A 22,489-nucleotide genomic window follows, 5' to 3' on the forward strand; every position below is an offset into this window, starting at 1 on the left:
ATCTTCCGAAGGAGTGATTTAGAACCTCGGCCCGCGCAATCACCCCTCACCCCAGCCCTCTCCCAAGGGGAGAGGGAGCAGTTCGCAACTGCCGGTTGGCTCGGCATTCCTCCTCACGCCGAACGGTCCCCTCTCCCTCTGGGAGAGGGTTAGGGTGAGGGAACGCCCAGCGCCCATCGCTCCCGCAACACGACAACCATCCGTCGCCCCGCCCTCCCTGCCTGTCGATCCTTCACACTGCCCTTCGACTATTCCTCAAAGGCAGGCGGCATCCGGCCGTCCGCCCACTCGCAGGAGATGAACGATGAATTATGTCGATGGCTTCCTCGTACCCGTACCCACCGCCAGCCGGGAACGCTACATCGAAGTGGCGCGCAAGGCGGCGGCGCTGTTCAAGGAGCATGGTGCACTGAGCGTCGTCGAGTGCTGGGGCGACGACGTGCCCGAGGGCAAGGTGACCTCCTTCCCCATGGCCGTGAAACGCAAGGAGGACGAAACCGTGGTGTTCTCCTGGATCACCTGGCCGAGCAAGCAGGCGCGGGACGAAGGCATGAAGAAGTTCATGGAGGACGCCCGCATGAAAACCGACTTCAACGACATGCCCTTCGACGGGCAACGCATGATCTTTGGCGGCTTCCAGGTGATCGTCCAGGCCTGACGCCTGCCTCTCCCCACACGCGCTGCTCATTGCAGGACCGAGGGGGACGCCTAGTTCTTGCTCGCGAACCGCTCGACGCCTGGTCATCGGCAAGCATGGTTCGCGAGCAAGCTCGCTCCTACGACCCCTCCGAACCACCACATATTATTCATTCATAAAAATACATTTGCGTATCACTTTGTCATCTTTCCGGTGAATGGCAGGCGCTTTTCACGCCCAGGCAAATACGCCGCAGAATTCCGATAAATCCCTGCACAATTCTCACTTTTTACCGAATTAGCTCGGTGAATTGCGCCCCTTTGCGCGCCAGCCTGCTCCCAAAAGACCGCCAAAGCGATACACAATCCATTTACGACACATCATTTAGTGTTAGACATTCATTTCTGTATCATTTAAAACTACAGCCATGGCCAAGGCCGTCCCACGAACAAGACAAAAGGCTGGAGACACAGCATGTACGCACAACTGGTTGAGACCGGCGTGAAGCGCATCAAGGCGCTGGACGAGATGTCGCCGGAAGAACGCGCCTTCCAGGAAAAGATCGATGCCGAGATCAAGATCGAGGCAAAGAACTGGATGCCCGACGCCTACCGCCAGACGCTGATCCGGCAGATTTCCCAGCACGCCCACTCCGAGATCGTCGGCATGCTGCCCGAGGGCAACTGGGTGACCCGCGCACCGACCTTGAAGCGCAAGCTGCAGCTGATGGCGAAGATCCAGGACGAAGCCGGCCACGGCCTGTACCTCTACAGCGCCATGGAAACCCTGGGCGCCGACCGTGATACCGAGATCGCCAAGCTGCATTCGGGCAAGGCAAAGTATTCGAGCATCTTCAACTACCCGACGCTGAACTGGGCCGACATGGGCGCGGTGGGTTGGCTGGTGGATGGTGCGGCGATCGTCAACCAGGTGGTGCTGCAGCGCACCTCCTACGGCCCCTACTCGCGCGCGATGATCCGCATCTGCAAGGAAGAGAGCTTCCACCAGCGCCAGGGCTACGAAATCCTCCTGACCATGATGCGCCACGGCAACCAGGCACAGAAGGACATGGTTCAGGACGCCATCAACCGCCTCTGGTGGCCGGCGCTGATGATGTTCGGCCCCAGCGACGCCGACTCCCCCAACAGCGCCCAGTCCATGGCCTGGAAGATCAAGCGGCAGAGCAACGACGAGTTGCGCCAGCGCTTCGTCGACCAGACCGTGCCGCAACTCGAACTGCTCGGCTGCACCGCGCCGGACCCGGACCTGAAGTGGAACGAGGAGCGCGGCCACTACGACTTCGGCGACATCCAGTGGGAAGAATTCTACGAAGTGCTCAAGGGCAACGGCCCGTGCAACACCGAGCGCGTCGCCACCCGCCGCAAAGCCATCGAAGACGGCGCCTGGGTCCGCGAAGCCGCGGTCGCCTACGCCCGCAAACAACAACAGAAGAAAGACGCCGCCTGAGCCGCGAGGAGAGAAAAGTCATGTCCGAGTGGACTTTGTTCGAAGTATTCGTGCGTAGCAAACACGGCCTGAACCACAAGCACGTTGGCAGCGTCCATGCCGCCGACGCCGCCATGGCCATCGAGAACGCCCGCGAGCTGTACACCCGCCGCAACGAAGGCGTGAGCCTGTGGGTCGTGCCCTCCGCGCTGATCACCGCCTCCTCCCCCGACGAGAAGGACCCGCTGTTCGACCCGGCGCAGGACAAGGTCTACCGCCACGCCAGCTTCTACGAGCTGCCGCCCGAAGTCGGCCACATGTGAGATCGCGTGCGATGAACCCGAATTCTGACAAGATCGAATACCTGCTGCGCCTCGCCGACAGCGCCCTGATCCAGGGCCAGCGCCTGTGCGAATGGTGCGGCCACGCCCCGGCCCTGGAAGAAGAGCTGGCGCTGATGAATGTCGGCCTCGACCTGGTGGGCCAGGCGCGCAACTGGTACGAGTACGCCGTGGAACTGCTGGACGACGGCCGCGACGCCGACCACCTGGCCTTCCGCCGCGACGAGCGCGCCTTCCGCAACCTCCTGCTGGTCGAGCAGCCCAACGGCGACTTCGCCGTGACCATCGCCAAGCAGTTCCTCTATGACGCCTGGCACTTCCATGTGCTGCACGCCCTGAGCAGCTCCAGCGACGAGCGTATCGCCGCCATCGCTGCCAAGGGCCTGAAGGAAGTCACCTACCACCTGCGCCGTTCCTCCGAGTGGATGCAGCGTCTGGGCGACGGCACCGAGGAAAGCCATGCGCGCATGCTCGCGGCGATCCCGCAGGTATGGCGCTTCACCGTCGAGCTGTGCAACGCGGACGAAGTAGAGCAGCGCCTGTTCGAAGCCGGGATCGCACCGAACCCGACCGAGCTGGCCAATGCCTGGAAGTCCAAGGTCGCCGACATCTTCGCCGCCGCGACCCTGCCGCTGCCGGAGCCTGCGGTGAACTTCTACCTCAGCGGCCGCCGTGGCCTGCACACCGAGCACCTGGGCATTCTCCTGGCCGAGATGCAGTTCCTCCAGCGGGCCTACCCCGATGCAACCTGGTGAGCTGATTACCAGCGATCGCGGCGCGCGCGCCGGCACGGCTGATGACCTCAGCCGCGCCTGGAACGTACTCGGCGCGGTGATGGACCCGGAAGTGCCGGTGGTCAGCGTGGTCGAGCTGGGCATCGTGCGCGGGCTCGACTGGCAGGACGGGCACCTGCACGTGGTGGTCACCCCGACCTACTCCGGCTGCCCGGCCACCGAAGTCATCGAGCAGGACATCCAGCACGCCCTGGAGCACGCCGGCTTCGCCGCGCCGCAACTGGAGCGCCGCCTGAGCCCGGCCTGGACCACCGACTGGATCAGCGACAGCGGCCGCCAGGCCCTACGCGAATACGGCATCGCCCCGCCGGCCGGCAGCACCAGCAAGCGCAGCCTGCTTGGCGAGACCCCGGAAGTGCGCTGCCCGCAGTGCGGCAGCCTGCACACCGAGCAGCTCAGCCAGTTCGGCTCCACCGCCTGCAAGGCGCTGTACCGCTGCATCGACTGCCGCGAACCCTTCGATTACTTCAAGTGCATCTAGGAGGACGAAGACAAACCGCTGCGCTAAGCCACGCGTCGCTGAAAACGACTTCGAATTGCTCATTCACAGATGTGAACCCCGCTTCCGAAGCCGCTTCCGCCTCGCCTGACCTTCGCTCGCGACGTTTGTAGTCGCCCTCCGCGCGGTAGAACCGCAGGAGAACAACAATGAGCAAATTCCACAGCCTGAAAATCAAGGAAGTGCGCGCGGAAACCCGCGATGCCGTGTCCATCGCCTTCGACGTCCCGGCGGAGCTGGCCGACAGCTTCCGCTTCCAGCATGGCCAGCACCTGGTGATGCGCACCCAGCTCGACGGCGAGGAAGTGCGCCGCTCCTACTCCATCTGCAGCGGCGTGAATGACGGCGAGCTGCGCGTGGCGATCAAGCGCGTGCCGGGCGGGCGCTTCTCCGCCTACGCCAACGAGACGCTGAAGGTCGGCGCCAGCCTGGACGTCATGCCGCCAGCCGGCCACTTCAATGTCGAACTGGACCCGGCGCGCCACGGCAACTACCTGGCGGTCGCCGCCGGCAGCGGCATCACGCCGATCCTGTCGATCGTCAAGACCACCCTGGAAACCGAGCCGCACAGCCGCGTCACCCTGCTCTACGGCAACCGCTCCAGCAACGCCGCGATGTTCCGCGAGCAGCTCGAAGACCTGAAGAACCGCTACCTGCAGCGCCTCAACCTGATTTTCGTGTTCAGCCGCGAGCAGCAGGACGTCGACCTGTACAACGGCCGCATCGACGCCGACAAGTGTGGCCAACTGTTCAGCCGCTGGCTCGACGTGAAGAGCCTGGACGCTGCCTTCATCTGCGGCCCGCAGGCGATGACCGAGACCGTGCGCGACCAGCTCAAGGGCAACGGCATGCCGGCCGAGCGCATCCATTTCGAGCTGTTCGCCGCCGCCGGCAGCGAGAGCAAGCGCGAAGCCCGCCAGGCTGCCGCTGCCGTCGACAGCGCGAAGAGCCAGATCACCGTGATCAGCGACGGCCGCGAGCTGTCCTTCGAGCTGGCCCGCAACAGCGTCAGCGTGCTCGACGCCGGCAACGCCCAGGGCGCCGAACTGCCGTACTCGTGCAAGGCCGGCGTGTGCTCGACCTGCAAGTGCAAGGTGGTTTCCGGCGAGGTGGAAATGGACAGCAACTTCGCGCTGGAGGACTACGAAGTGGCAGCGGGCTACGTACTGAGCTGCCAGGCGTACCCGATCAGCGACAACGTCGTGCTCGATTTCGACCAGCTCTGATCTGGCCCTGCGCTCCTGCAGAAAGAATTCAGCTCCACCGCCAGCGCCCACAAGGCCCCTGGCGAACCCAATCCGGCGGCATCGTCCCGCCAATGAAGAATGCGCCGCCGACGCCCACCCGGCGCGGCGGTCACCGGCAGCAGCCGGCACCCTTGCGTAGCGATCCGGAGGACAACAACCATGGCCCAAGAGCCTATCCTGCAAAGTTTCATCGGCGGCCGCTGGGTCGGCCAGCATGGCGCCCAGGCGCTGCGTAGCGCGCTCAACGGCCAGACCGTGGCGCGCACCCACGAGGAGGCGCTGGACTTCGCCGAAACCGTCGCCCATGCCCGCGAGCAGGGCCTCAAGGAACTGATGTCCATGGACTTCCAGCAGCGCGCCCAGCGCCTGAAAGCCCTGGCGCTGTACCTGACCGAACGCAAGGAACAGCTCTACGAGATTTCCCGCCACAGCGGCGCCACCCGCGCCGACAGCTGGATCGACATCGAAGGCGGCGCCGGCACCCTGTTCGCCTACGCCGGCGTCGGCGGCCGCGAGCTGCCTTCGGGCAACGTGGTCCACGAAGGCCCGGCCATGCCGCTGGGCAAGACCGGCAAGTTCGCCGGCAGCCACATCCTGGTGCCGCGCGGCGGCATCGCGGTGCACATCAACGCCTTCAACTTCCCCATCTGGGGGATGCTGGAGAAGTTCGCGCCGAGTTTCCTCGCCGGCATGCCGTGCATCGTCAAACCGGCCACCGCCACCAGCTACATCACCGAAGCCGCCGTGCGCGTGATGCACGAATCCGGCCTGCTCCCGGCCGGCAGCCTGCAACTGATCATCGGCGGCACCGGCGACCTGCTGGACCGCCTGCAGGGCCAGGACATCGTCACCTTCACCGGCTCCGCCGACACCGCCGCCAAGCTGCGCGTCAATCCAAACCTGATCCGTCACTCGGTGCCGTTCAACGCCGAGGCCGATTCGCTGAACTGCGCCATTCTCGCGCCGGACGTCACCCCGGACGACGAGGAATTCGACCTCTTCGTCAAGGAAGTGGCCCGCGAGATGACCGTCAAGGCCGGGCAGAAGTGCACCGCCATCCGCCGCGCCATCGTGCCCGCCAAGCACATCGACGCCGTTGCCGAGCGCCTGCGTGACCGCCTGGCCAAGGTCGTGGTCGGCGATCCCTCGGTGGACGGCGTGAAAATGGGAGCCCTGGCCTCCCATGCCCAGCAGGCCGACGTCGCCGAGCGCGTGGAAGCCCTGCTGAAATCCAGCGAACTGGTCTTCGGCGCGAAGGACGGCTTCGCCCCGCGCGGCGACGGTGTGGCCGAAGGCGCATTCTTCGCCCCGACCCTGCTGCGCAGCCGCGATCCGCACGCCGAAGGCGGCGCCCACGACATCGAGGCGTTCGGTCCGGTGACCACCCTGATGGCCTACGACGATATCGACGAAGCCGTCGCCCTCGCCGCTCGCGGCAAGGGCAGCCTGGTGGCGAGCCTGATCACCCGTGATCCGCAGGTCGCCGCAAAAGTCGTCCCGGTGATGGGCGCCCTGCACGGCCGCCTGCACATCCTCGACCGCGAATCCGCCGCCGAATCCACCGGCCACGGCTCGCCGCTGCCAGTGCTCAAGCACGGCGGCCCGGGCCGCGCCGGCGGCGGTGAAGAGCTGGGCGGCCTGCGCGCGGTGAAGCACTACCTGCAACGCACCGCCGTGCAGGGTTCGCCGAGCATGCTGATGGCCGTCACCGGCGAATACGTGCGCGGCGCCCAGGTCTACGAGACCGAGGTGCACCCGTTCCGCCGCTACTTCGACGACCTGAAGATCGGCGAGTCGCTGCTGACCCACCGCCGCACCGTCACCGAGGCCGACCTGGTCAACTTCGGCTGCCTGTCGGGCGACCACTTCTACATGCACTTCGACGAACTGGCGGCCAAGGACTCGCAGTTCGGCAAGCGCATCGCCCATGGCTACTTCGTGCTCTCGGCGGCGGCCGGCCTGTTCGTCTCGCCCGGCGTCGGCCCGGTGCTGGCCAACTACGGCCTGGATACGCTGCGCTTCATCAACCCGGTGGGCATCGGCGACACCATCCAGGCGCGCCTGACCTGCAAGCGCAAGATCGACCAGGGCAAGAAGAGCCCCAAGGGCGAGCCGCAAGGCGTGGTCGCCTGGGATGTGGAAGTCACCAACCAGCTCGGCGAACTGGTGGCCAGCTACGACATCCTCACCCTGGTGCTCAAGCGCGCGTGATGCGCTGAGCGCTCAACTCCGCTGCCATCTTCGACCGGCCTTCGGGCCGGTTTTTTCATGCCCGCGCGCTGCCGACATGCAGGCGCCAGCGGAGCCTCTCCGCTGCCAGGGCCCTACTGGTCGGGCGCCGCCACGGTGGTCATGCTCCTGCCATCCACCCGCCGCAGCGGCAGCGATTCAGGGTCGAACCCGTCGATGCAGCAGGCGTTCACGCTGAGCAGCGCCGGGTTGCTGCGGCGCTGGTGATAGACGTAGATCCCGCACGTTCCGCAGAAATAGTGCAGCGCCACGCCGCTGTTCCAGCGATACAGGCGCAAGGCCTGATCGCCGCGGGTCAGACGGAAGTTGCCCTTCGGCACGGTTGCCATCAGCGCATTGCGCTTGCCGCACAACGAGCAGTCGCAGCGCACCAGTTCGTCGAGTTCCGCGTCGAAGGCGAAAGCCACCGCGCCGCAGTGGCAGGTGCCGGTGTAGTGCATGGCTGATTCCTCGTCACAAGTGCCCTTGATCACTGCCTGCAAGCGTAGACCCTCGCCCTATTCGTGATTCAGGATCAACTATCCTTTGCCCTTCACCGCGTTTTTCTCAAGGGCTAACTTCCGGACAATGCCTCCCATCGCATCCCATTCGTCCGGAGCCCCCACCATGCCCCTCGCCCTCCTGGCGCTGACGCTCAGTGCCTTCGCCATCGGCACGACGGAGTTCGTCATCGTCGGCCTGATTCCAACCATCGCCAGCGACCTGGGGGTCACCCTGCCCTCCGCCGGCCTGCTGGTGAGCCTCTACGCCCTGAGCGTCGCCATCGGCGCACCGCTGCTGACCGCCATGACCGGGCGCATTCCACGCAAGGCGTTGCTGGTCGGGTTGATGGCGTTGTTCACCGTCGGCAACCTGGTGGCCTGGCAGGCGCCCAGCTACGAATCGCTGATCGTCGCGCGCATCCTCACCGGCCTCGCCCACGGCGTGTTCTTCTCGGTCGGCTCGATCATCGCCACCAACCTGGTGAGCAAGGACAAGGCCGCCAGCGCCATCGCCACCATGTTCAGCGGCATGACCGTCGCCTTCGTCACCGGCATTCCGCTGGGTACCTTCATCGGCCAGCACCTGGGCTGGCGCGTGACCTTCCTGGTGGTGGCCGCCTTTGGCGTGATCGCCCTGCTCGGCAGCCTGCTGTTCGTGCCGAAGAACATCCAGCACACGCCGCCGGCGCCGCTGCTGCGCCAGGCCCGCGTGCTGCTGCAGCCGCGCCTGCTGCTGGTCCACGCGATGACCGCGGTGGGCTACGGCGGCTCGCTGATCGCCTTCACCTTCCTCGCGCCGATCCTCCAGGATCTGGCCGGTTTCAGCCCGAACATGGTCGGCGCCGTGCTCCTGGCCTACGGTGTCTCGGTAGCCATCGGCAATATCTGGGGCGGCCGCCTGGCTGACAAACGCGGTCCGGTGAGCGCCCTGAAGATCATCTTCGGCCTGCTGGCTTCGGTGCTGCTGGTGCTCACCTTCACCGCCGGCAACCCGTGGCTGGTGGTGTTGACCGTGCTCGCCTGGGGCGCCGTCGCCTTCGGCAACGTACCGGGTCTGCAGGTCTACGTGGTACAGCAGGCCGAGCGCGTGGCGCCGGACGCCGTGGACGTGGCCGCCGGCTTCAACATCGCCGCGTTCAACCTCGGCGTGGCCGGTGGCTCCTGGGCCGGCGGCCTGGTGGTCAGCCACCTGGGCCTGGGCCATACGCCCTGGATCGCCGCTGTCGTCACCCTAGCCGCCTTCGGCCTGACCGCCCTGAGCGGTCGTCTGGACCGGCGCAATTCCATGGAACCGGCCGCCCCTGGCGCGGTTCCCACTCACTGATCGACCACAAGGAGTTCTTCCATGAGCGTTCCCGCCTTCGGCCTCGGCACCTTCCGCCTCAAGGGCCAGACCGTCATCGACTCGATCCGCACCGCGCTGGACCTGGGTTACCGCGCCATCGACACCGCGCAGATCTACGGCAACGAAGCCGACGTCGGCGAAGCCATCGCCGGCAGCAAGGTAAAGCGCGACGATCTGTACCTGACCACCAAGATCTGGACCGAGAACTACGCCGCCGACAAGCTGATCCCCAGCCTCAAGGACAGCCTGCACAAGCTGCGTACCGACCGCGTCGAGCTGACCCTGATCCACTGGCCGTCGCCCAAGGGCCAGGTACCGGTCGCCGAGTTCATGGGCGCCCTGGCCGAAGCCAAGGCCCAGGGCCTGACCGGCGAGATCGGCGTGTCCAACTTCACCATCGCCCTGATGCAGGAGGCCATTGCCGCTGTCGGCGCCGACCAGATCGCCACCAACCAGGTGGAACTGCACCCCTACCTGCAGAACCGCAAGGTGGTGGAGTTCGCCCAGAGCCAGGGCATCCACATCACCTCCTACATGACCCTGGGCTACGGCAAGGTGCTCAGCGACGAGGTGATCATCGGTATCGCCAAGCGCCACGGCGTCACGCCGGCGCAGGTCACCCTGGCCTGGGCGATGCAGCTGGGCTACTCGGTGATCCCGTCGTCCACCAAGCGCGAGAACCTCGAAGGCAACCTGCGCGCTGTCGACCTGCGCCTGACCGACGCCGACATGGCCGCCATCGCCGCACTGGACCGCAACGAACGCATCACCAGCCCGGAAAGCCTGGCCCCGGCCTGGGATTGATCCGCCGCTGACCGACAGCCGCCCCACCGAGGGCGGCTGTCCCGTTTCCAAGGAGTCTTCATGAGCGCTATCATTGCAGATTATGCCGCCTGGACCTGGACGCCCGGCGCCGGCCTCGATGGCCTGAAACAGGTGCGCCTGCCGATTCCGCAGCCCGGTCCGGACGAGGTACTGGTGGCCAACACCGCTATCGCGCTGAATCCGGTGGACTGGAAGATGATCGACTGGGGCCGCGACGACTGGCAGCAAGGCCAGGTACCTGGCGTGGATGGTGTCGGCATCGTCATTGCGGTGGGCAGCGAAGTGAACCTGCGCGCCGGCGCCCGCGTCGCCTACCACCAGGCGCTGACCCGTGGCGGCAGCTTTGCCGAGTACACCCTGCTGCGCGCCCGTGCTGTCTACCCGGTGCCCGATTCGCTGGACGACGCCACCGCCGCCAGCCTGCCCTGCCCCGGCCTCACGGCCTGGCAAGCACTGAATAAGCTGCCGGCCTGCAACCACCGCGATGTGCTGGTGACCGGCGCCGGTGGTGCGGTCGGCTATCTGCTCGCGCAACTGGCGCTGCAACGTGGGCTGCGCGTGTGGGTGACCGCGGCGCCGAAACACCGCGAACACCTGCTGCAACTGGGTATCGCCGGGGTCTTCGACTACCGCGACGGGCAGTGGTCCCAGCACCTGCGCGAAGCCCTCGGCCCGCGCCGCCTGCAGGGCATCTTCGATACCGTCAGCGGCAACCACGCCGCCAGCCTCGCCCCGCTGCTGGGCTACAACGGCCACCTGGTGTGCATTCAGGACCGCCAGGAAAACGCTCCGCTGCCAGCCTTCAGCACTGCCATCTCGCTGCACGAAGTGGCGCTCAACAGCATCCATGCCCACGGCGAAGCGCTGGACTGGCAGGAGCTGCACCAGGCGGCAGCGAGCCTGATGCAGGGCGTCGCCAGCGGCCAGTTGCAGGCGCCAGCGAAGCAGTTGTTCGACTTCGCCGAACTGCCCGAAGCGCTGCGGCGCTTGAAGTCCGGCGAAGGCAGCGGTAAATGGATCAGTCTGCTGCCGGCGCCGATGGTCGTTGCCTGACCAGAGCGCTGCGGGCGAAAGCGGAACTCCCATTTCGCAGGACGAACACGTCCTACAAAGACACTCCCCGGGCAAACACACAGGAGAACAACATGGATCTGGGCATCAAGGGCCGCTGGGCCGTGGTCTGCGCCGCCAGCAAGGGGCTGGGCAAGGGTTGCGCCGTGGCGTTGGCCCGCGAGGGCGTGAACCTGGCGATCAACGCCCGCGACGTCGATACCCTCGCCGCTACCGCCGCCGAGCTGCGCCAACTGGGCGTGGAAGTGCGCGAAGTGGCCGGCGACATCAGCCAGCCGGAGGTGCGTGCCGCACTGCTCGCCGCCTGCCCGCAGGTGGACATCCTGGTGAACAATGCCGGCGGCCCGCCACCCGGCGATTTCCGCGACTGGGAACGCGAAGACTGGCTGCGCGCCCTGGAGCTGAACATGCTCACGCCCATCGAGCTGATCAAGGCCACGGTGGACGGCATGGCCGAGCGCAGTTTCGGCCGCATCGTCAACATCACGTCCGGCTCGGTGAAGGCGCCAATCGCCACTCTCGGGCTGTCCAACGGAGCGCGCAGCGGCCTGACCGGCTTCGTCGCCGGCCTGGCACGCCAACCGCAGGTGGCGGGCAGGAACGTGACCATCAACGGCCTGCTGCCCGGCTCCTTCGATACCGATCGCCTGCGCAGCGGCTTCCACCGCGCCGCCCAGCTGAGCGGGCGCAATGAAGATGAGCTGGTGGAGGCCGGCAAGCAGGAAATCCCCGCCGGACGCTTCGGCAGCGCGGAAGAATTCGGCCAGTTCTGCGCCTTCCTGTGCAGCGCACAGGCCGGCTACCTGACCGGGCAGAACCTGTTGCTCGATGGCGGCGCTTATCCGGGAACCTACTGACGGCGCCACCCTGTAGGAGCGAGCTTGCTCGCTCCTACAAAGGCCAGCCGCTACCATCCACCCCGCCGCTCCCGAACAGGCCCCCCGATGAAAGCCCACTCCGACGAACTCAAGACCTTCGCCACGGTGATCGACTGCGGCTCCATCACTGCCGCCGCCGAGCAACTGGGGCTGACGCCCTCGGCCGTGAGCCGGGCGTTGTCGAAGCTGGAGGAGAAACTCGGCACCACCCTGCTCAACCGCACCACGCGGCGGATGAAGCTCACCGAGGAAGGCGAGTTCTTCCTGGAGAACGCCCGGCACATCCTCGAACAGATGGACGCCCTGGAGGAACGCCTGGCCCTGCGCCAGCAATCCCCGGCCGGGCGACTGCGGATCAACGCCGCCTCGCCCTTCATGCTGCACGCCGTGGTGCCGCATATCGGTGCCTTCCGCGAGCGCTACCCGGACATCGAGCTGCAACTCAATACCAACGACCTCAACATCGACCTGCTGGAGCAGAGCACCGACATCGCCATCCGCATCGGCCACCTCGCCGACTCCAGCCTGCACGCGCGCCCCCTGGGCAGCAGCCGGCTGAACCTGCTGGCGGCGCCGCAGTACCTGGAGCGCCACGGGACGCCGGGCAACCTGGAAGAGCTGCTCGGCCACTCGCTGCTGGGCTTCACCCAGCCCGAAGCGCTGAACATCTGGCCGATCCGTCACGCTGGTGGCGATACCCTGACCATCAATCCGTCGCTGTCCGCCTCCAGCGGCGAGACCCTGCGCCAACTGGCCATCGGTGGTCAGGGCATCGCCTGCCTCGCCAGCTTCATGACCTGCGACGACATCCGTGCCGGGCGGCTGGTACGAGTGCTGCCGGAGCTGACCAGTGAGCGTCGCCAGCCAATCCACGCGGTGTACTACCGCAACTCGCAACTGGCGTTGCGCATCCAGTGTTTCCTCGACTTCATCCAGGAGCGCCTGGCGCAGTCCCTGCACGCCACCGGCTGACCTAAGAAATTTCCCACAGCTGGAAAACCTCGACCACACTGAACAGGGTTCGCGACGCACCGCATCGACGGGCGTCCTCCCGCCAAGATCGAGGGCCCGGCATGTCACCCATGCTGCTGTACCTGCGCGCCATCATCCATCCCGGCCGCGACACCCTGCTGTTTGCCCTGCGCACCGTAGTCGCGGGCCTGCTGACGCTGTACCTGGCGTTCCTGCTCGACCTCGACCAGCCCAAGTGGGCGACCATGACGGTCGTCATCATCAGCACCCCGCTGGCCGGCATGACGCTGCAGAAGAGCTTCGCCCAGGTGATCGGCACCACCATCGGCGCCATGGTCGCGGTGGCGATCATGGCGCTGTTCCCCCAGGCGCCCCTGCCCTTCATCGTCACCCTGGCGCTGTGGCTGGCGATCTGCACGGCCGGCGGCACGCTGATGCGCTTCACGCATTCCCATGCCTTCGTGCTCAGCGGCTTCACCGCTGTGATAGTCGCCCTGCTGGCCCAGCCGGCGCCCGAATCCACCTACACCCTGGCCATCACCCGCGTCACCGAGACCTTGCTCGGCGTCGCCTGCGTCACTCTGGTCAGCCTGTTCTTCGCTCGCCCACAGAGCGTAGCGCGGGGCTATTTCGCCAAGGTCGACCAACTGATCCGCTTGATCGCCGTGCATGCCGCTGCGGTGATCCGCGGCGAGGAGCCGGAAGAGGACTTCCAGCAAAGACAGAAGCAACTGCTGGGCGAGATCGCCGCCCTGGAAATGTTGCGCCGCCACCTGTATTTCGACGCCCCGCGCCTGCGCGGCGCCAACGAACTGGTGCAGCAACTGGCCAACCAGCTGGTGCTGATGACCTCGCGCCTGGCCATTCTGCGGCGCCAGCGCAAGCTGATCGAAGCCCGGCTGACCGGCCCGCTGCCCGAATCCGTGCGACGGCTGCGCGAAGACGAACTGGCCTGTCTGGAGGAACTGGCCGAATTCGGTCGCTCCCTGCCCAATACCACTCGCCGACGCATCACCCAGCTGCGCCAGCGCTTCGACGCCGCCGCGCGGCAGGCCGAGGAGCTGGCCGACGGGCTGCCCGCCTCGCTGCGCTCGCTGGCCTGGGCACTGCGATTCGAACAGGCGCGGCTGATGCAGCAGCTGGACGAGATGATCGAGCTCAGCGAAGCCATCCAGGAAGGCCGACCCGGCAGCAGCACCTATCGGCAGAGCCAGGCCCAGGCGCTGCACCTGGACTTCCACCTCGCCGCGATGAACGCCACCCGCGCCTTCGTCGCGCTGTGCTGCGCCGGCTGGATCTGGGTGGAAACCGCCTGGGACGGCGCCCGCGCCGGGATGATCCTGATCGGCATCCTCTGCTCCCTGCTGGCCACCTTCCCGCGCCCGCTCATGGCCAGCCTGGCGTACATGCGCGGGCTGGCTATGGCGCTGGTGGCGGCGGCGTTGCTGCAATTCCTGCTGCTACCCAGCGTCGGCGACTTCGAGATGCTCGCACTGTTCCTCACGCCGCTGCTGTACGTGATCGCGGTGGGCCTGGCCAATCCGCAGACCGCCGGGATCGGCATCGGCCTGGGGCTGTCGACCTTCCTGCTGGTGGGCCCGCAGAACCAGGGCGCGTGGATCAACACGTCGCTGCAATGGTTCGAGTTCGCCGGTGGCTATGTCAGCGCCGGCGTGCTGGCGCTGCTGGTGTACGCCTGGGTGTTCCCCTTCGACGCCGACGCCCGCCTGCGCCGCCAGTCGCGGCGGACCCGCGCCGAGGTGCGCTCGGTGCTGCTGTCCAAACCCAGCGAGGCGCGCCGCTTCCTGTTCGAGAGCCGCATGGTGGATCGCCTGGCAATCATGCTCGGGCTGCTGCCGGCGGCGCGCGACAGCCAGTCCGGCGAGCGCTTCCAGTGCAGCCTGGCGAGCATGACCCTGGGCGTGGTGCTGCACCAGTTGCGCCGCGAGAGCCTCAACCCCGGCGGCCTGCCGCAAACCCTGCGCGCCCGACTGTCGCTGCTGCTGGATGAGCTCGCCGCCTGCCTCGACCAGCCACCCGCCGCCCCGCTGCACCGGGTGCTGCCGGCGATGCGCGAGCTGGGAAATGAGCTGGACGAGCTGCAGAGCCTCGGCAGCTACCCCAGCGGCGACGCCATGCGCCCGGTGTTCGTCAGCGGCGTGGCGCTGCTGGTGGCCGCCGATCTGCTGGAGCGCTTCCGCGACCTTTACGGCGAATCCACCGCCTTCCACGACGACCCTGGGGAACCCGCGCTGCATGCCCGTTGATATCGAATTGGGCGGGGTCTACCTGCCGCCGCTGGCCCAGGCCCTGCTGCTGGCCTTGCCGATCTTCCTGCTGCTGGACTGGAGCCTGCGCCGACTCGGCGTGTTGCGCCTGGTCTGGCACGAGGCGCTGTTCGAAGGAGCGCTCTACGCCTGCCTCTGTGCCGGCCTGATCCTGCTCATGGGAGCCCTGCACTGAATGGCCGGCCTGCGCAAAGCCCTACCGCCGCTGATCACCCTGGCCGTCGTGGCGCTCGCCCTGGTCCTCGGCTTCTTCGCCTGGACCTACTACACCCGTGCGCCCTGGACCCGCGACGCCCGGGTGCGTGCCGACGTGGTGACGGTCTCGGCCGACGTCACCGGGCGCATCGTCGAATTGCGGGTGAAGGACAACCAGCACGTCAGCAAGGGCGACCTGTTGCTGAGCATCGACCCGGCGCGCTACGAGCTGGCGGTATTGCACGCCGATCGCGCGGTGGAAGTCGCCCGCGCCGCGCTCGGCCAGTCCCAGGCCGCCATCGCTGCCAACCAGGCGCTGCTGCGTCAGCGGCAGAGCGAGGAAGTCCGCCGCAAGGCGCTCAAGGCCCGCTCGGCAATCTCCAACGAGGAGTGGGAGAAGGCTCACACCGACGTCACCGTGGCCGAGGCGCAACTGCTGCGCGAGCAAGCCAACCTGGGGCTGGCGCAAGCCAATGTCAGCCTCGCCGAGGCCGCGCAGAAACAGGCCCGCCTCGATCTGGAACGCACCCAGGTGGTGGCGCCGGTGAACGGCTACGTGACCAACCTGCTGACTCGCGCCGGCGACTACGCCACCGCCGGCCACTCGCTGGTGGCGCTGGTGGACAGCGATTCCTTCTACGTCGGCGGCTACTTCGAGGAAACCAAGCTGCCGCGCATCCGCGAGGGCGACGCGGTGAACGTGCAACTGATGAGCGGCGAGCGCTTCGCCGGCCGCGTCGAAAGCATCGCATTCGCCATCACCGACCGCGAGAACGCCCCCGGTGCGCGCCTGCTGGCGAACATCAACCCGAGCTACACCTGGGTCAAACTGGCCCAGCGCATCCCGGTACGCATCGCCATCGCCCCGGACTACAAGGGCCGTGACCGCCTGCGCGCCGGCACCACCGCCACCGTCAGCGTGGTCGAAAGCCCTCGTTAGACTCGATCTTCCGATGGGCAGGCGGAACTTTCATCAGCGCCTCGTCATCAACCCATCGCGTGATTGTCACCCGCCCGGTGCAACATGCGCCCAGCTTCCCGCATCCCGCGCGGCAGCCACCGCCGAGGATCGCCCTTGCCCCGCCTTCGCCTTCTGGCCGCTTCCCTGCTGACCTGCACCACCCTCGCCCTGGTGGCCTGGCGCGCGCTGCCCTCGCCACTGGAGGACGTGCCCAGCAGCAGCCTGTTCGCACAGAACTGGGCCCGTGGCGGAGTCGTCCTGCTGGTCCGTCACATGGAGCGCTGCGACCGCTCCAGCGCCGAATGCCTGGGCGCCGCCGACGGCATCACCGAGCGTGCCGCCGCCCTGGCACGGAGCATGGGCGAGAGCATCACCCGCCTGGGCCTGACCGCCACCGACATCTACAGCAGCCCGGCCAACCGCACCATGCAGACCGCCGACCTGATGTTCGACCGCAGCGTGGCGCGCCAGGACTGGCTGCTCACCTGCAAGGACGGCGACCTCGCCGCGCAGATCCGCGAACACAAGGCCGAGCACCGCAACCTGGTGCTGGTCACCCACAGCGAATGCTTCGACCTCCTGCGCGAGAACCTCAAGGTGCGCGAGACCGACACGCCCGAGTACGGCAGCGCCCTGGTGCTGTTCGACGAGGCCCAGCCGCGGTTGCGCATCGCCGGCGAAGTCGAGACCGATGAATGGCTGAAGCTGGTGAACCCGCACAACCCGAGCTGAGGCCGCTGCCAGAAAGCGCTTTCTGTGCCATCTTCTTGCGATCGCTCCAAGGAGAGGCTCGATGCCCGCCCTGCTCACTAGCCACCCACTGTTCGCCGCCCCCATCCTGCTGCTGATCGACCTGCTGCTCTGGCGGCTGGTCGGCCCGGCCCATCCGCATTGGCGCCTGGCCGTGCGGCTGGTCGGCTTCCTGCTGTTCAGCCTGCTGCTGTTCAATGCCGGGATGAACCCGCTGCGCGCCGCACCCTGGGCGGACGACCTGCCCAGCCACATGGTCGCCACCGCCGTGCAGATCATCTGGTGGCTGTTCGCCGCGCGCTGCCTGACGGTCGTGCTGGGCTTCCTGCTGGTGCAGCGCATCGGACATGGCGGGCGGTTGCTGCAGGATGTGGTCGGCGCGCTGATCTTCCTGGTCGCCATCATCGCTGCCGCCGGCTATGTGCTGGAGCTACCGGTGAAGGGCCTGCTGGCGACTTCCGGGGTGGTCGCCATCGTCCTCGGCCTCGCGCTGCAGAGCACCCTGAGCGACGTGTTCTCCGGCATCGTGCTGAACACCACCAAGCCGTACCAGCTGGACGACTGGATCTCCATCGACGGCATCGAGGGCAAGGTCACCGAGATCGACTGGCGCTCCACCTACCTGCAGACCTCCCAGGGCACGCTGGCCGTGGTGCCCAACTCCCTCGCCGCCAAGGCCAAGGTGCTCAACCTCAGCCGCCCGGCGAACCTGTATGGCGTCAGCGTGAGCCTGACGGTCAGCCCGCACATCCGCCCGCGCAAGGTGATCGAGGCGCTGGAGCACGCCCTCGGCGGCTGCCGCGCCCTGCTGGCCAACCCGGCGCCGGCGGTCAGCGTGCGCAAGTCCGCGCCCGATGGCGTGGAGTACGAGATGAGCGGCTTCGTCGCCGCCATGGGCGAGAAGCGCGAGGTGCGCAACCAGTTGTTCGACCTTGCCTACCGCCACCTGCAGGCCGCCGGCATCAACCTGCTGGCCGAGGCCGACGCACCGATGCGCGAAAGCGCCTCGCGGGCGCGGGCGTTGCTGGTGCGCTCGGGGCTGTTCGATGCGCTGCGGGACGAGGAGCGTGACGAACTGGCCAGCCGCATGCAGCGCCGGCCCTTCAAGCTAGGGGAAGTGCTGCTGGCGCCGGGGGATGTCAGCGACCGCCTGCTGATCATCGACTCGGGCGTCGTCAGCGTCACCCTGCCCCAGGATGCCCAGAGCATCGAAGCCGGACGCATGGGGCCGGGCGAAGTCTTCGGCGAGGCCGGCGTGCTCACCGGCTCCGGCTGGCAGGCGCAATTCACCGCCATGAGCGACGGCGCGGCCTATTACATCGACAAGGAAACCCTGGCGCCCTGCATGGAAGCCCGCCAGGAGATCGCCGAGGCCATGGGCCGCCTGCTGGACTTCCGCCAGAAGGCCAGCGCCGCGCTGCTGGTCGAGCAACCCACAGTGGTGCAGCAGCGCGGGCTGATGGCCTGGCTCAGGCAGCACGCCGGGCGCCGCTACAAGGCCTGACCCGTCGCCGGGTCAGGCGCTGACTTCCTGCAGGCAATCCAGCGGTACCCAGCCGGCCTCGCCGCCGGAGCGGACGCACCAGAGCCAGCCACCGAGCTCGCGGCCGCCTTCGAGCCGCTCGCCGACCTCCACGTCGAGTTCGCGGGCGGTGTAGTCCTCCATCGCCACCCCGGCGCCTGGCGCGGTCATGTTGAACACCTGCGCCGGCACCCAGCCTTCGCGCTGCCCTGGCGTGGAGCAGAAGTACCAGTCTTCCCAGCCCTCGGCGCCTTCGTAGCGTTCGCCGACGAACAACGGCGCCCCCTTGGCGAAGGTGATGGGCGTGGGGTACTCGCTACGGTGGCGTTGAATCACTTCGTAGTGCATGTCTCTCTCCCGGCTCCCTCGACCGATCCATGCTACTCCTCACAACGCATCGTGGAAGATCAGCCCGAGGGTGAAGCGCTCACCGGTATGCAGGCGGCTGACGCCATGGCGCAGGTTGACCCGGTGGTAGCCGCGCACGCCCCGTACCGGCCGCTGGGCCACGGCGAACACCACGGCATCGCCCTGCCTGAGCGGCACCACGGCCACCCGCGACTGCATGCGCGGCCGCTGCTCGGTGAGGACGAACTCGCCGCCCTCGAACTCCTCGCCCGGTTGCGACAGCAGGATCGCCACCTGCAACGGGAAAGCCAGCTCCCCATACAGGTCCTGGTGCAGGCAGTTGTAATCGCCGGCGCGGTAGCGCAACAGCAAGGGCGTCGGCCGCCGCTGCCCGGCGGCATGGCAGTGAGCAAGGAAGCCGGCGTGCTCCGGCGGGTAATGGATACCGGTACCCATGCGCTCGTGCCAGCAGTTGGCGATGTCGCGCAGTGGCGGATAGAAGGCTCCGCGCAACGCCTGCAGCAGTACCGGCAAGGGATAGGCGAAGTAACGGTACTCACCGAGGCCGAAGTTGTGCCGGGCCATGATCACCCGGCTGCGGAACGGCTCGTCCTGGTCGTAGAGCGCGCGCAGGGCTTCGCATTGCGCCTTGTCGAGCAGGCCCGGGATCAATGCATGGCCGTCGGCGTCGAGGCGCCCAGCCAGCAGCGGCCAGTCCAGGGCAGCGATTCGATGGGCAAGGATGGGGATGACGGGCATCTTGAAGGTCCGTGGAAACCAGGCTCCAGTCTAGGTTCGCCCCTGCCCCAGCGCGCCCCGAGGCCGACTTTCAAACTGCCCCGCAGCGACGCATTGTAGAATCAACCACTCATTCTCGCTCGAACACGGCCATGCCCCCCGAAGACCCGATCCTGCGGGACATTTCCCGCGTGACCCTGCAGCATTACCAGGAGCGCGCCGAAGCGTTTCGCGAAGGCACCTGGGACCACGATGTCACCCAGAACATCGCCGCGCTGCTGCGGCATATCCAGGGCGATGCGCCCTTCGCCCTGCTCGACTTTGGCTGTGGTCCTGGGCGTGACCTGTGTGCACTGAAGCGCCTGGGACATGAGCCAGTCGGCCTGGACGGCTGCGCCGACTTCGTCGCCATGGCCCGCGAGACCAGCGGCTGCGAGGTCTGGCAGCAGGACTTCCTGGCTCTCGACCTGCCCGCCGAGCGCTTCGACGGCATCTATGCCAATGCCAGCCTGTTCCACGTCCCGCGCAGTGAACTGCCACGGGTGCTCGGCCAGTTGCAGGCGGCGCTGAAGCCGGGTGGCGTGCTGTTCAGCTCCAACCCGCGCGGGGAGAACCAGGAGGGCTGGAATGGCGGGCGCTATGGCTCCTACCACGATCTGCAGAACTGGACGCGCTTGCTGGAAGCCGCGGGATTCCGCGAGCTGGAACACTACTACCGCCCCACCGGCCTGCCGCGCGAGCAGCAGCCCTGGCTGGCGAGTGTGTGGCGCAAGGTTTGACGGCTTACAGCAGCCGGAAGTGATTCGCGAGCAAGCTCGCTCCTCCAGGCCAATGTCGGTGCGACCGTGCAGGAGCGGGCTTGCTCGCGACCCCGCCTGACGTCCGGCCGAAGACCAGACGTTCCCCTCTGGACGGCGCGGGCAGTATTACCCGCGCCGCTGCGGTCAGCCCTTCGCCGCCCAGGCGTTGAAGCGCTGCTCCAGGTCCTCGCCGTGGTCGACCCAGAACTCGAAGTTCACCGGGACAGCCTGTTCGAGGTTCGCCGGTGCGGTGTTCAGGCGCTCCACCAGCTTCGGATCGAGCAGCTTGGTAGTCCCCAGGTTCACCGAGCCGTAGCCCAGCTTCACCGTGTGGATCTTCTGCTGTTCGGGCTGGAGCGAGAAGGCGATGAAGTCCTCGGCGGCCTTCTTGTTCGGGCTGCCCTTGGGGATCGCCCAGGAGTCGATGGCATACAGGCTGCCATTCCACACCACCTTCATCGGCGCGCCCTCTTCCTGGGCGGCGAAGGCGCGGCCGTTGTAGGCGGTACTCATGGCCACGTCGCCGCTGGCGATGAACTGCATCGGCTGCGCGCCGGACTCCCACCACTGGATCGACGGCTTGATCTCATCGAGCTTCTTGAACGCGCGGTCCACGCCTTCTTTCGTCGCCAGCACCTTGTACAGGTCTTCCTTCTTCACGCCGTCGGCCAGCAGGGCGATCTCCAGGGTGTACTTGGCGCCCTTGCGCAGCGAGCGCTTGCCGGGGAATTTCCTGGTGTCCCAGAAGTCCGTCCAGCCGGTGGGGCCGTTGGCGAAGCGCTTGCCGTCGTAGACCATGGCCATCGACCAGACCAGCAGGCCGGCGCCACAGTCGGAGAGGGTGCCGGGCACGTAGTCCTCGGCCTTGCCGAGTACCGCCGGGTCGAGCTGCTCGAACAGGCCGTCCTCGCAGCCGCGCAGCAGCTCCGGGCCTTCCACCTGGACGACATCCCAGTTGACGCTGCCGGTGTCGACCATGGCCTTGATCTTGCCCATTTCGCCGTTGTACTCGCCGGCGATCACCTTCATGCCTTCCTTCTTCTCGAAGGGTTTGTAGAAGGCTTCGGTCTGTACATCCTTGCTGGTGCCGCCGAAGGAGATCACGGTCAGGTCAGCAGCCATGGCGCCGGACGCCACGCCCATGAGCAGGGCTCCCAGAATCGGGTTCTTCATTTCCACCTCTTGGCTTTGTTGTTGGCAGATTGCTTAAGCACGCAGGCGCCCGGCCTCTGCGGACCGGGGCACGATAACAGGGTCAGGTGCGATAGACGGCCTCACCATCCTCGATCAGGCGCAGCGCCGATTCCCAGGCCAGCAGGTGCAGGCCGTCGACCAGCGCTTCTTCTTCCTGCACGGCAACGCGCTCGCATACCGCGGGCGCCGGGTAGCGCAACTGGCGACCGCCGGCCAGGGCCTGGACCTGCGCCTGGCAGGCGCGCTCGAGGAAGTAGATCTGGTTGAAGGCTTCGGCGATGCAGCGCCCGGTGGCCAGCAGGCCGTGGTTGCGCAGGATCATCACCATGTGGCTGCCCAGGTCGTTGACCAGGCGCGAGCGCTCGTCCGGGTCCAGGGCGATGCCTTCGTAGTCGTGGTAGCCCAGGCGGTTGTAGAACTTCAGCGCGTGCTGGCTGATCGGCAGCAGGCCGTCTTCCTGGGCGGACACCGCGATGCCGGCGGCGGTGTGGGTATGGATCACGCAGGCCACGTCTTCGCGGGCGGCGTGTACCGCGGAATGGATGTTGAAGCCGGCACGATTGACGCTTTTCGGGCCAAAGCGCGGGTCGATGACGTCGCCCGCGTGGTCGACCTTCACCAGGTCGGAGGCGCGCATTTCGTGGAACAGCACGCCGTAGCGGTTGATCAGGTAGTGGCCTGGCTCGCCCGGCACCCGTGCGGAGATGTGGGTGTCGATGTGGTCGGTCCAGCGGAAGTGCGCGATCAGGCGATACAGCGCGGCGAGGTCGCAGCGGGCCTGCCACTCTTCGGCGGAAATACTCGACGGATCGATGTTGTAAGCTGTGTCACGCATGACGGGTGGTCCTTGTTGTTCTGTCAGGCTGTGCGGCGAATTGCCGCCGTCTGGGACCGAGTGTGCTGGGC

Annotated in this window: 23 protein-coding genes; 18 read left to right on the plus strand and 5 right to left on the minus strand. The window is 66.9% G+C overall.

The features are described 5' to 3' along the window. The first annotated feature begins 304 nt into the window (after positions 1–304). The 7 genes from LDJ84_RS16595 (at position 305) to paaZ (ending at position 7,175) form a co-directional block, all read left to right on the plus strand. The gene (locus LDJ84_RS16595; protein WP_226045068.1) at positions 305–658 is read left to right on the plus strand and encodes a DUF1428 domain-containing protein; all 354 of its coding nucleotides are present in this window, start codon (positions 305–307) and stop codon (positions 656–658) included. Positions 659–1,111: 453 nt separating this feature from the next. Continuing rightward, positions 1,112–2,104, plus strand: coding sequence for a 1,2-phenylacetyl-CoA epoxidase subunit PaaA (gene paaA / locus LDJ84_RS16600; RefSeq protein WP_024764427.1), 993 nt, complete (start codon positions 1,112–1,114; stop codon positions 2,102–2,104). A 20-nt stretch (positions 2,105–2,124) separates the two neighbouring features. Continuing rightward, the gene (gene paaB, locus LDJ84_RS16605; RefSeq protein ID WP_024764426.1) at positions 2,125–2,406 is read left to right on the plus strand and encodes a 1,2-phenylacetyl-CoA epoxidase subunit PaaB; all 282 of its coding nucleotides are present in this window, start codon (positions 2,125–2,127) and stop codon (positions 2,404–2,406) included. 11 nt (positions 2,407–2,417) lie between these two features. After that, entirely contained in the window at positions 2,418–3,179 is a 762-nt protein-coding gene (gene paaC / locus LDJ84_RS16610; RefSeq protein WP_065085225.1) for a 1,2-phenylacetyl-CoA epoxidase subunit PaaC, read from the plus strand. Beyond that, the gene (gene paaD / locus LDJ84_RS16615) at positions 3,166–3,699 is read left to right on the plus strand and encodes a 1,2-phenylacetyl-CoA epoxidase subunit PaaD (protein ID WP_226045069.1); all 534 of its coding nucleotides are present in this window, start codon (positions 3,166–3,168) and stop codon (positions 3,697–3,699) included. The genes paaC and paaD overlap by 14 nt, the downstream gene beginning before the upstream one ends. Positions 3,700–3,866: 167 nt before the next feature. Further along, on the plus strand, positions 3,867–4,943 hold the full coding sequence (gene paaE, locus LDJ84_RS16620; protein ID WP_037010545.1) for a 1,2-phenylacetyl-CoA epoxidase subunit PaaE: 1,077 nt from the start codon (positions 3,867–3,869) through the stop codon (positions 4,941–4,943). A 180-nt stretch (positions 4,944–5,123) separates the two neighbouring features. Further along, positions 5,124–7,175 (plus strand): phenylacetic acid degradation bifunctional protein PaaZ, encoded by a 2,052-nt coding sequence (paaZ, locus tag LDJ84_RS16625; RefSeq protein WP_226045070.1) that lies wholly within the window; start codon positions 5,124–5,126, stop codon positions 7,173–7,175. A gap of 113 nt (positions 7,176–7,288) precedes the next feature. Here the strand turns inward: paaZ and LDJ84_RS16630 are convergent, their stop codons facing one another. Next, positions 7,289–7,654: a GFA family protein gene (locus LDJ84_RS16630; protein WP_037010547.1), complete on the minus strand. Its 366-nt coding sequence runs from the start codon at positions 7,652–7,654 to the stop codon at positions 7,289–7,291. Between the two features lie 166 nt (positions 7,655–7,820). On the opposite strand from LDJ84_RS16630, the gene LDJ84_RS16635 reads away from it, so the two are divergent. The 10 genes from LDJ84_RS16635 to LDJ84_RS16680 all read left to right on the plus strand — a co-directional run bounded on the left by LDJ84_RS16635 (position 7,821) and on the right by LDJ84_RS16680 (position 18,485). Further along, positions 7,821–9,020, plus strand: coding sequence for an MFS transporter (locus LDJ84_RS16635; protein ID WP_226045071.1), 1,200 nt, complete (start codon positions 7,821–7,823; stop codon positions 9,018–9,020). Between the two features lie 21 nt (positions 9,021–9,041). After that, complete coding sequence (gene dkgB, locus LDJ84_RS16640) at positions 9,042–9,845, plus strand: 2,5-didehydrogluconate reductase DkgB (protein ID WP_226045072.1); 804 nt, start codon at positions 9,042–9,044, stop codon at positions 9,843–9,845. A 69-nt stretch (positions 9,846–9,914) separates the two neighbouring features. Beyond that, the gene (locus LDJ84_RS16645; protein ID WP_226046594.1) at positions 9,915–10,919 is read left to right on the plus strand and encodes a zinc-binding dehydrogenase; all 1,005 of its coding nucleotides are present in this window, start codon (positions 9,915–9,917) and stop codon (positions 10,917–10,919) included. 92 nt (positions 10,920–11,011) lie between these two features. Continuing rightward, positions 11,012–11,794, plus strand: coding sequence for an SDR family oxidoreductase (locus LDJ84_RS16650; protein ID WP_226045073.1), 783 nt, complete (start codon positions 11,012–11,014; stop codon positions 11,792–11,794). Between the two features lie 87 nt (positions 11,795–11,881). Then, positions 11,882–12,787 (plus strand): LysR family transcriptional regulator, encoded by a 906-nt coding sequence (locus LDJ84_RS16655; RefSeq protein WP_024764416.1) that lies wholly within the window; start codon positions 11,882–11,884, stop codon positions 12,785–12,787. 101 nt (positions 12,788–12,888) lie between these two features. After that, positions 12,889–15,054, plus strand: coding sequence for an FUSC family protein (locus tag LDJ84_RS16660; protein ID WP_084359249.1), 2,166 nt, complete (start codon positions 12,889–12,891; stop codon positions 15,052–15,054). Beyond that, positions 15,044–15,250 carry a DUF1656 domain-containing protein gene (locus tag LDJ84_RS16665; protein ID WP_037010560.1) on the plus strand — a complete coding sequence of 69 codons (207 nt, stop codon included), beginning with the start codon at positions 15,044–15,046 and terminating at the stop codon, positions 15,248–15,250. Before LDJ84_RS16660 ends, LDJ84_RS16665 begins: the two co-directional genes overlap by 11 nt. Next, positions 15,251–16,210, plus strand: a complete 960-nt coding sequence (locus tag LDJ84_RS16670) for an HlyD family secretion protein (RefSeq protein WP_084359247.1) — start codon at positions 15,251–15,253, stop codon at positions 16,208–16,210. 135 nt (positions 16,211–16,345) lie between these two features. Then, positions 16,346–16,963, plus strand: a complete 618-nt coding sequence (locus LDJ84_RS16675; protein ID WP_084359245.1) for a hypothetical protein — start codon at positions 16,346–16,348, stop codon at positions 16,961–16,963. Between the two features lie 61 nt (positions 16,964–17,024). Further along, positions 17,025–18,485 (plus strand): mechanosensitive ion channel domain-containing protein, encoded by a 1,461-nt coding sequence (locus LDJ84_RS16680; RefSeq protein ID WP_226045074.1) that lies wholly within the window; start codon positions 17,025–17,027, stop codon positions 18,483–18,485. A 12-nt stretch (positions 18,486–18,497) separates the two neighbouring features. Here LDJ84_RS16680 and LDJ84_RS16685 read toward each other — a convergent pair whose 3' ends face one another. Together LDJ84_RS16685 and LDJ84_RS16690 are read right to left on the minus strand one after the other, a co-directional pair. Next, the gene (locus tag LDJ84_RS16685) at positions 18,498–18,851 is read right to left on the minus strand and encodes an SH3 domain-containing protein (RefSeq protein ID WP_024764411.1); all 354 of its coding nucleotides are present in this window, start codon (positions 18,849–18,851) and stop codon (positions 18,498–18,500) included. A 39-nt stretch (positions 18,852–18,890) separates the two neighbouring features. After that, on the minus strand, positions 18,891–19,610 hold the full coding sequence (locus LDJ84_RS16690; RefSeq protein WP_024764410.1) for a 2OG-Fe(II) oxygenase: 720 nt from the start codon (positions 19,608–19,610) through the stop codon (positions 18,891–18,893). Positions 19,611–19,741: 131 nt separating this feature from the next. Here LDJ84_RS16690 and LDJ84_RS16695 point away from each other — a divergent pair, with 131 nt between their 5' ends. Continuing rightward, positions 19,742–20,368, plus strand: a complete 627-nt coding sequence (locus tag LDJ84_RS16695) for a class I SAM-dependent methyltransferase (protein WP_024764409.1) — start codon at positions 19,742–19,744, stop codon at positions 20,366–20,368. A 165-nt stretch (positions 20,369–20,533) separates the two neighbouring features. Here LDJ84_RS16695 and LDJ84_RS16700 read toward each other — a convergent pair whose 3' ends face one another. After that, entirely contained in the window at positions 20,534–21,562 is a 1,029-nt protein-coding gene (locus LDJ84_RS16700; RefSeq protein ID WP_037010567.1) for an ABC transporter substrate-binding protein, read from the minus strand. An 82-nt stretch (positions 21,563–21,644) separates the two neighbouring features. Beyond that, positions 21,645–22,418 (minus strand): class II aldolase/adducin family protein, encoded by a 774-nt coding sequence (locus LDJ84_RS16705; RefSeq protein WP_024764407.1) that lies wholly within the window; start codon positions 22,416–22,418, stop codon positions 21,645–21,647. Between the last annotated feature and the right edge of the window lie 71 nt (positions 22,419–22,489).

The sequence above is a fragment of the Pseudomonas sp. HS-18 genome (assembly GCF_020401845.1).
GTDB lineage: Bacteria > Pseudomonadota > Gammaproteobacteria > Pseudomonadales > Pseudomonadaceae > Pseudomonas > Pseudomonas nitroreducens.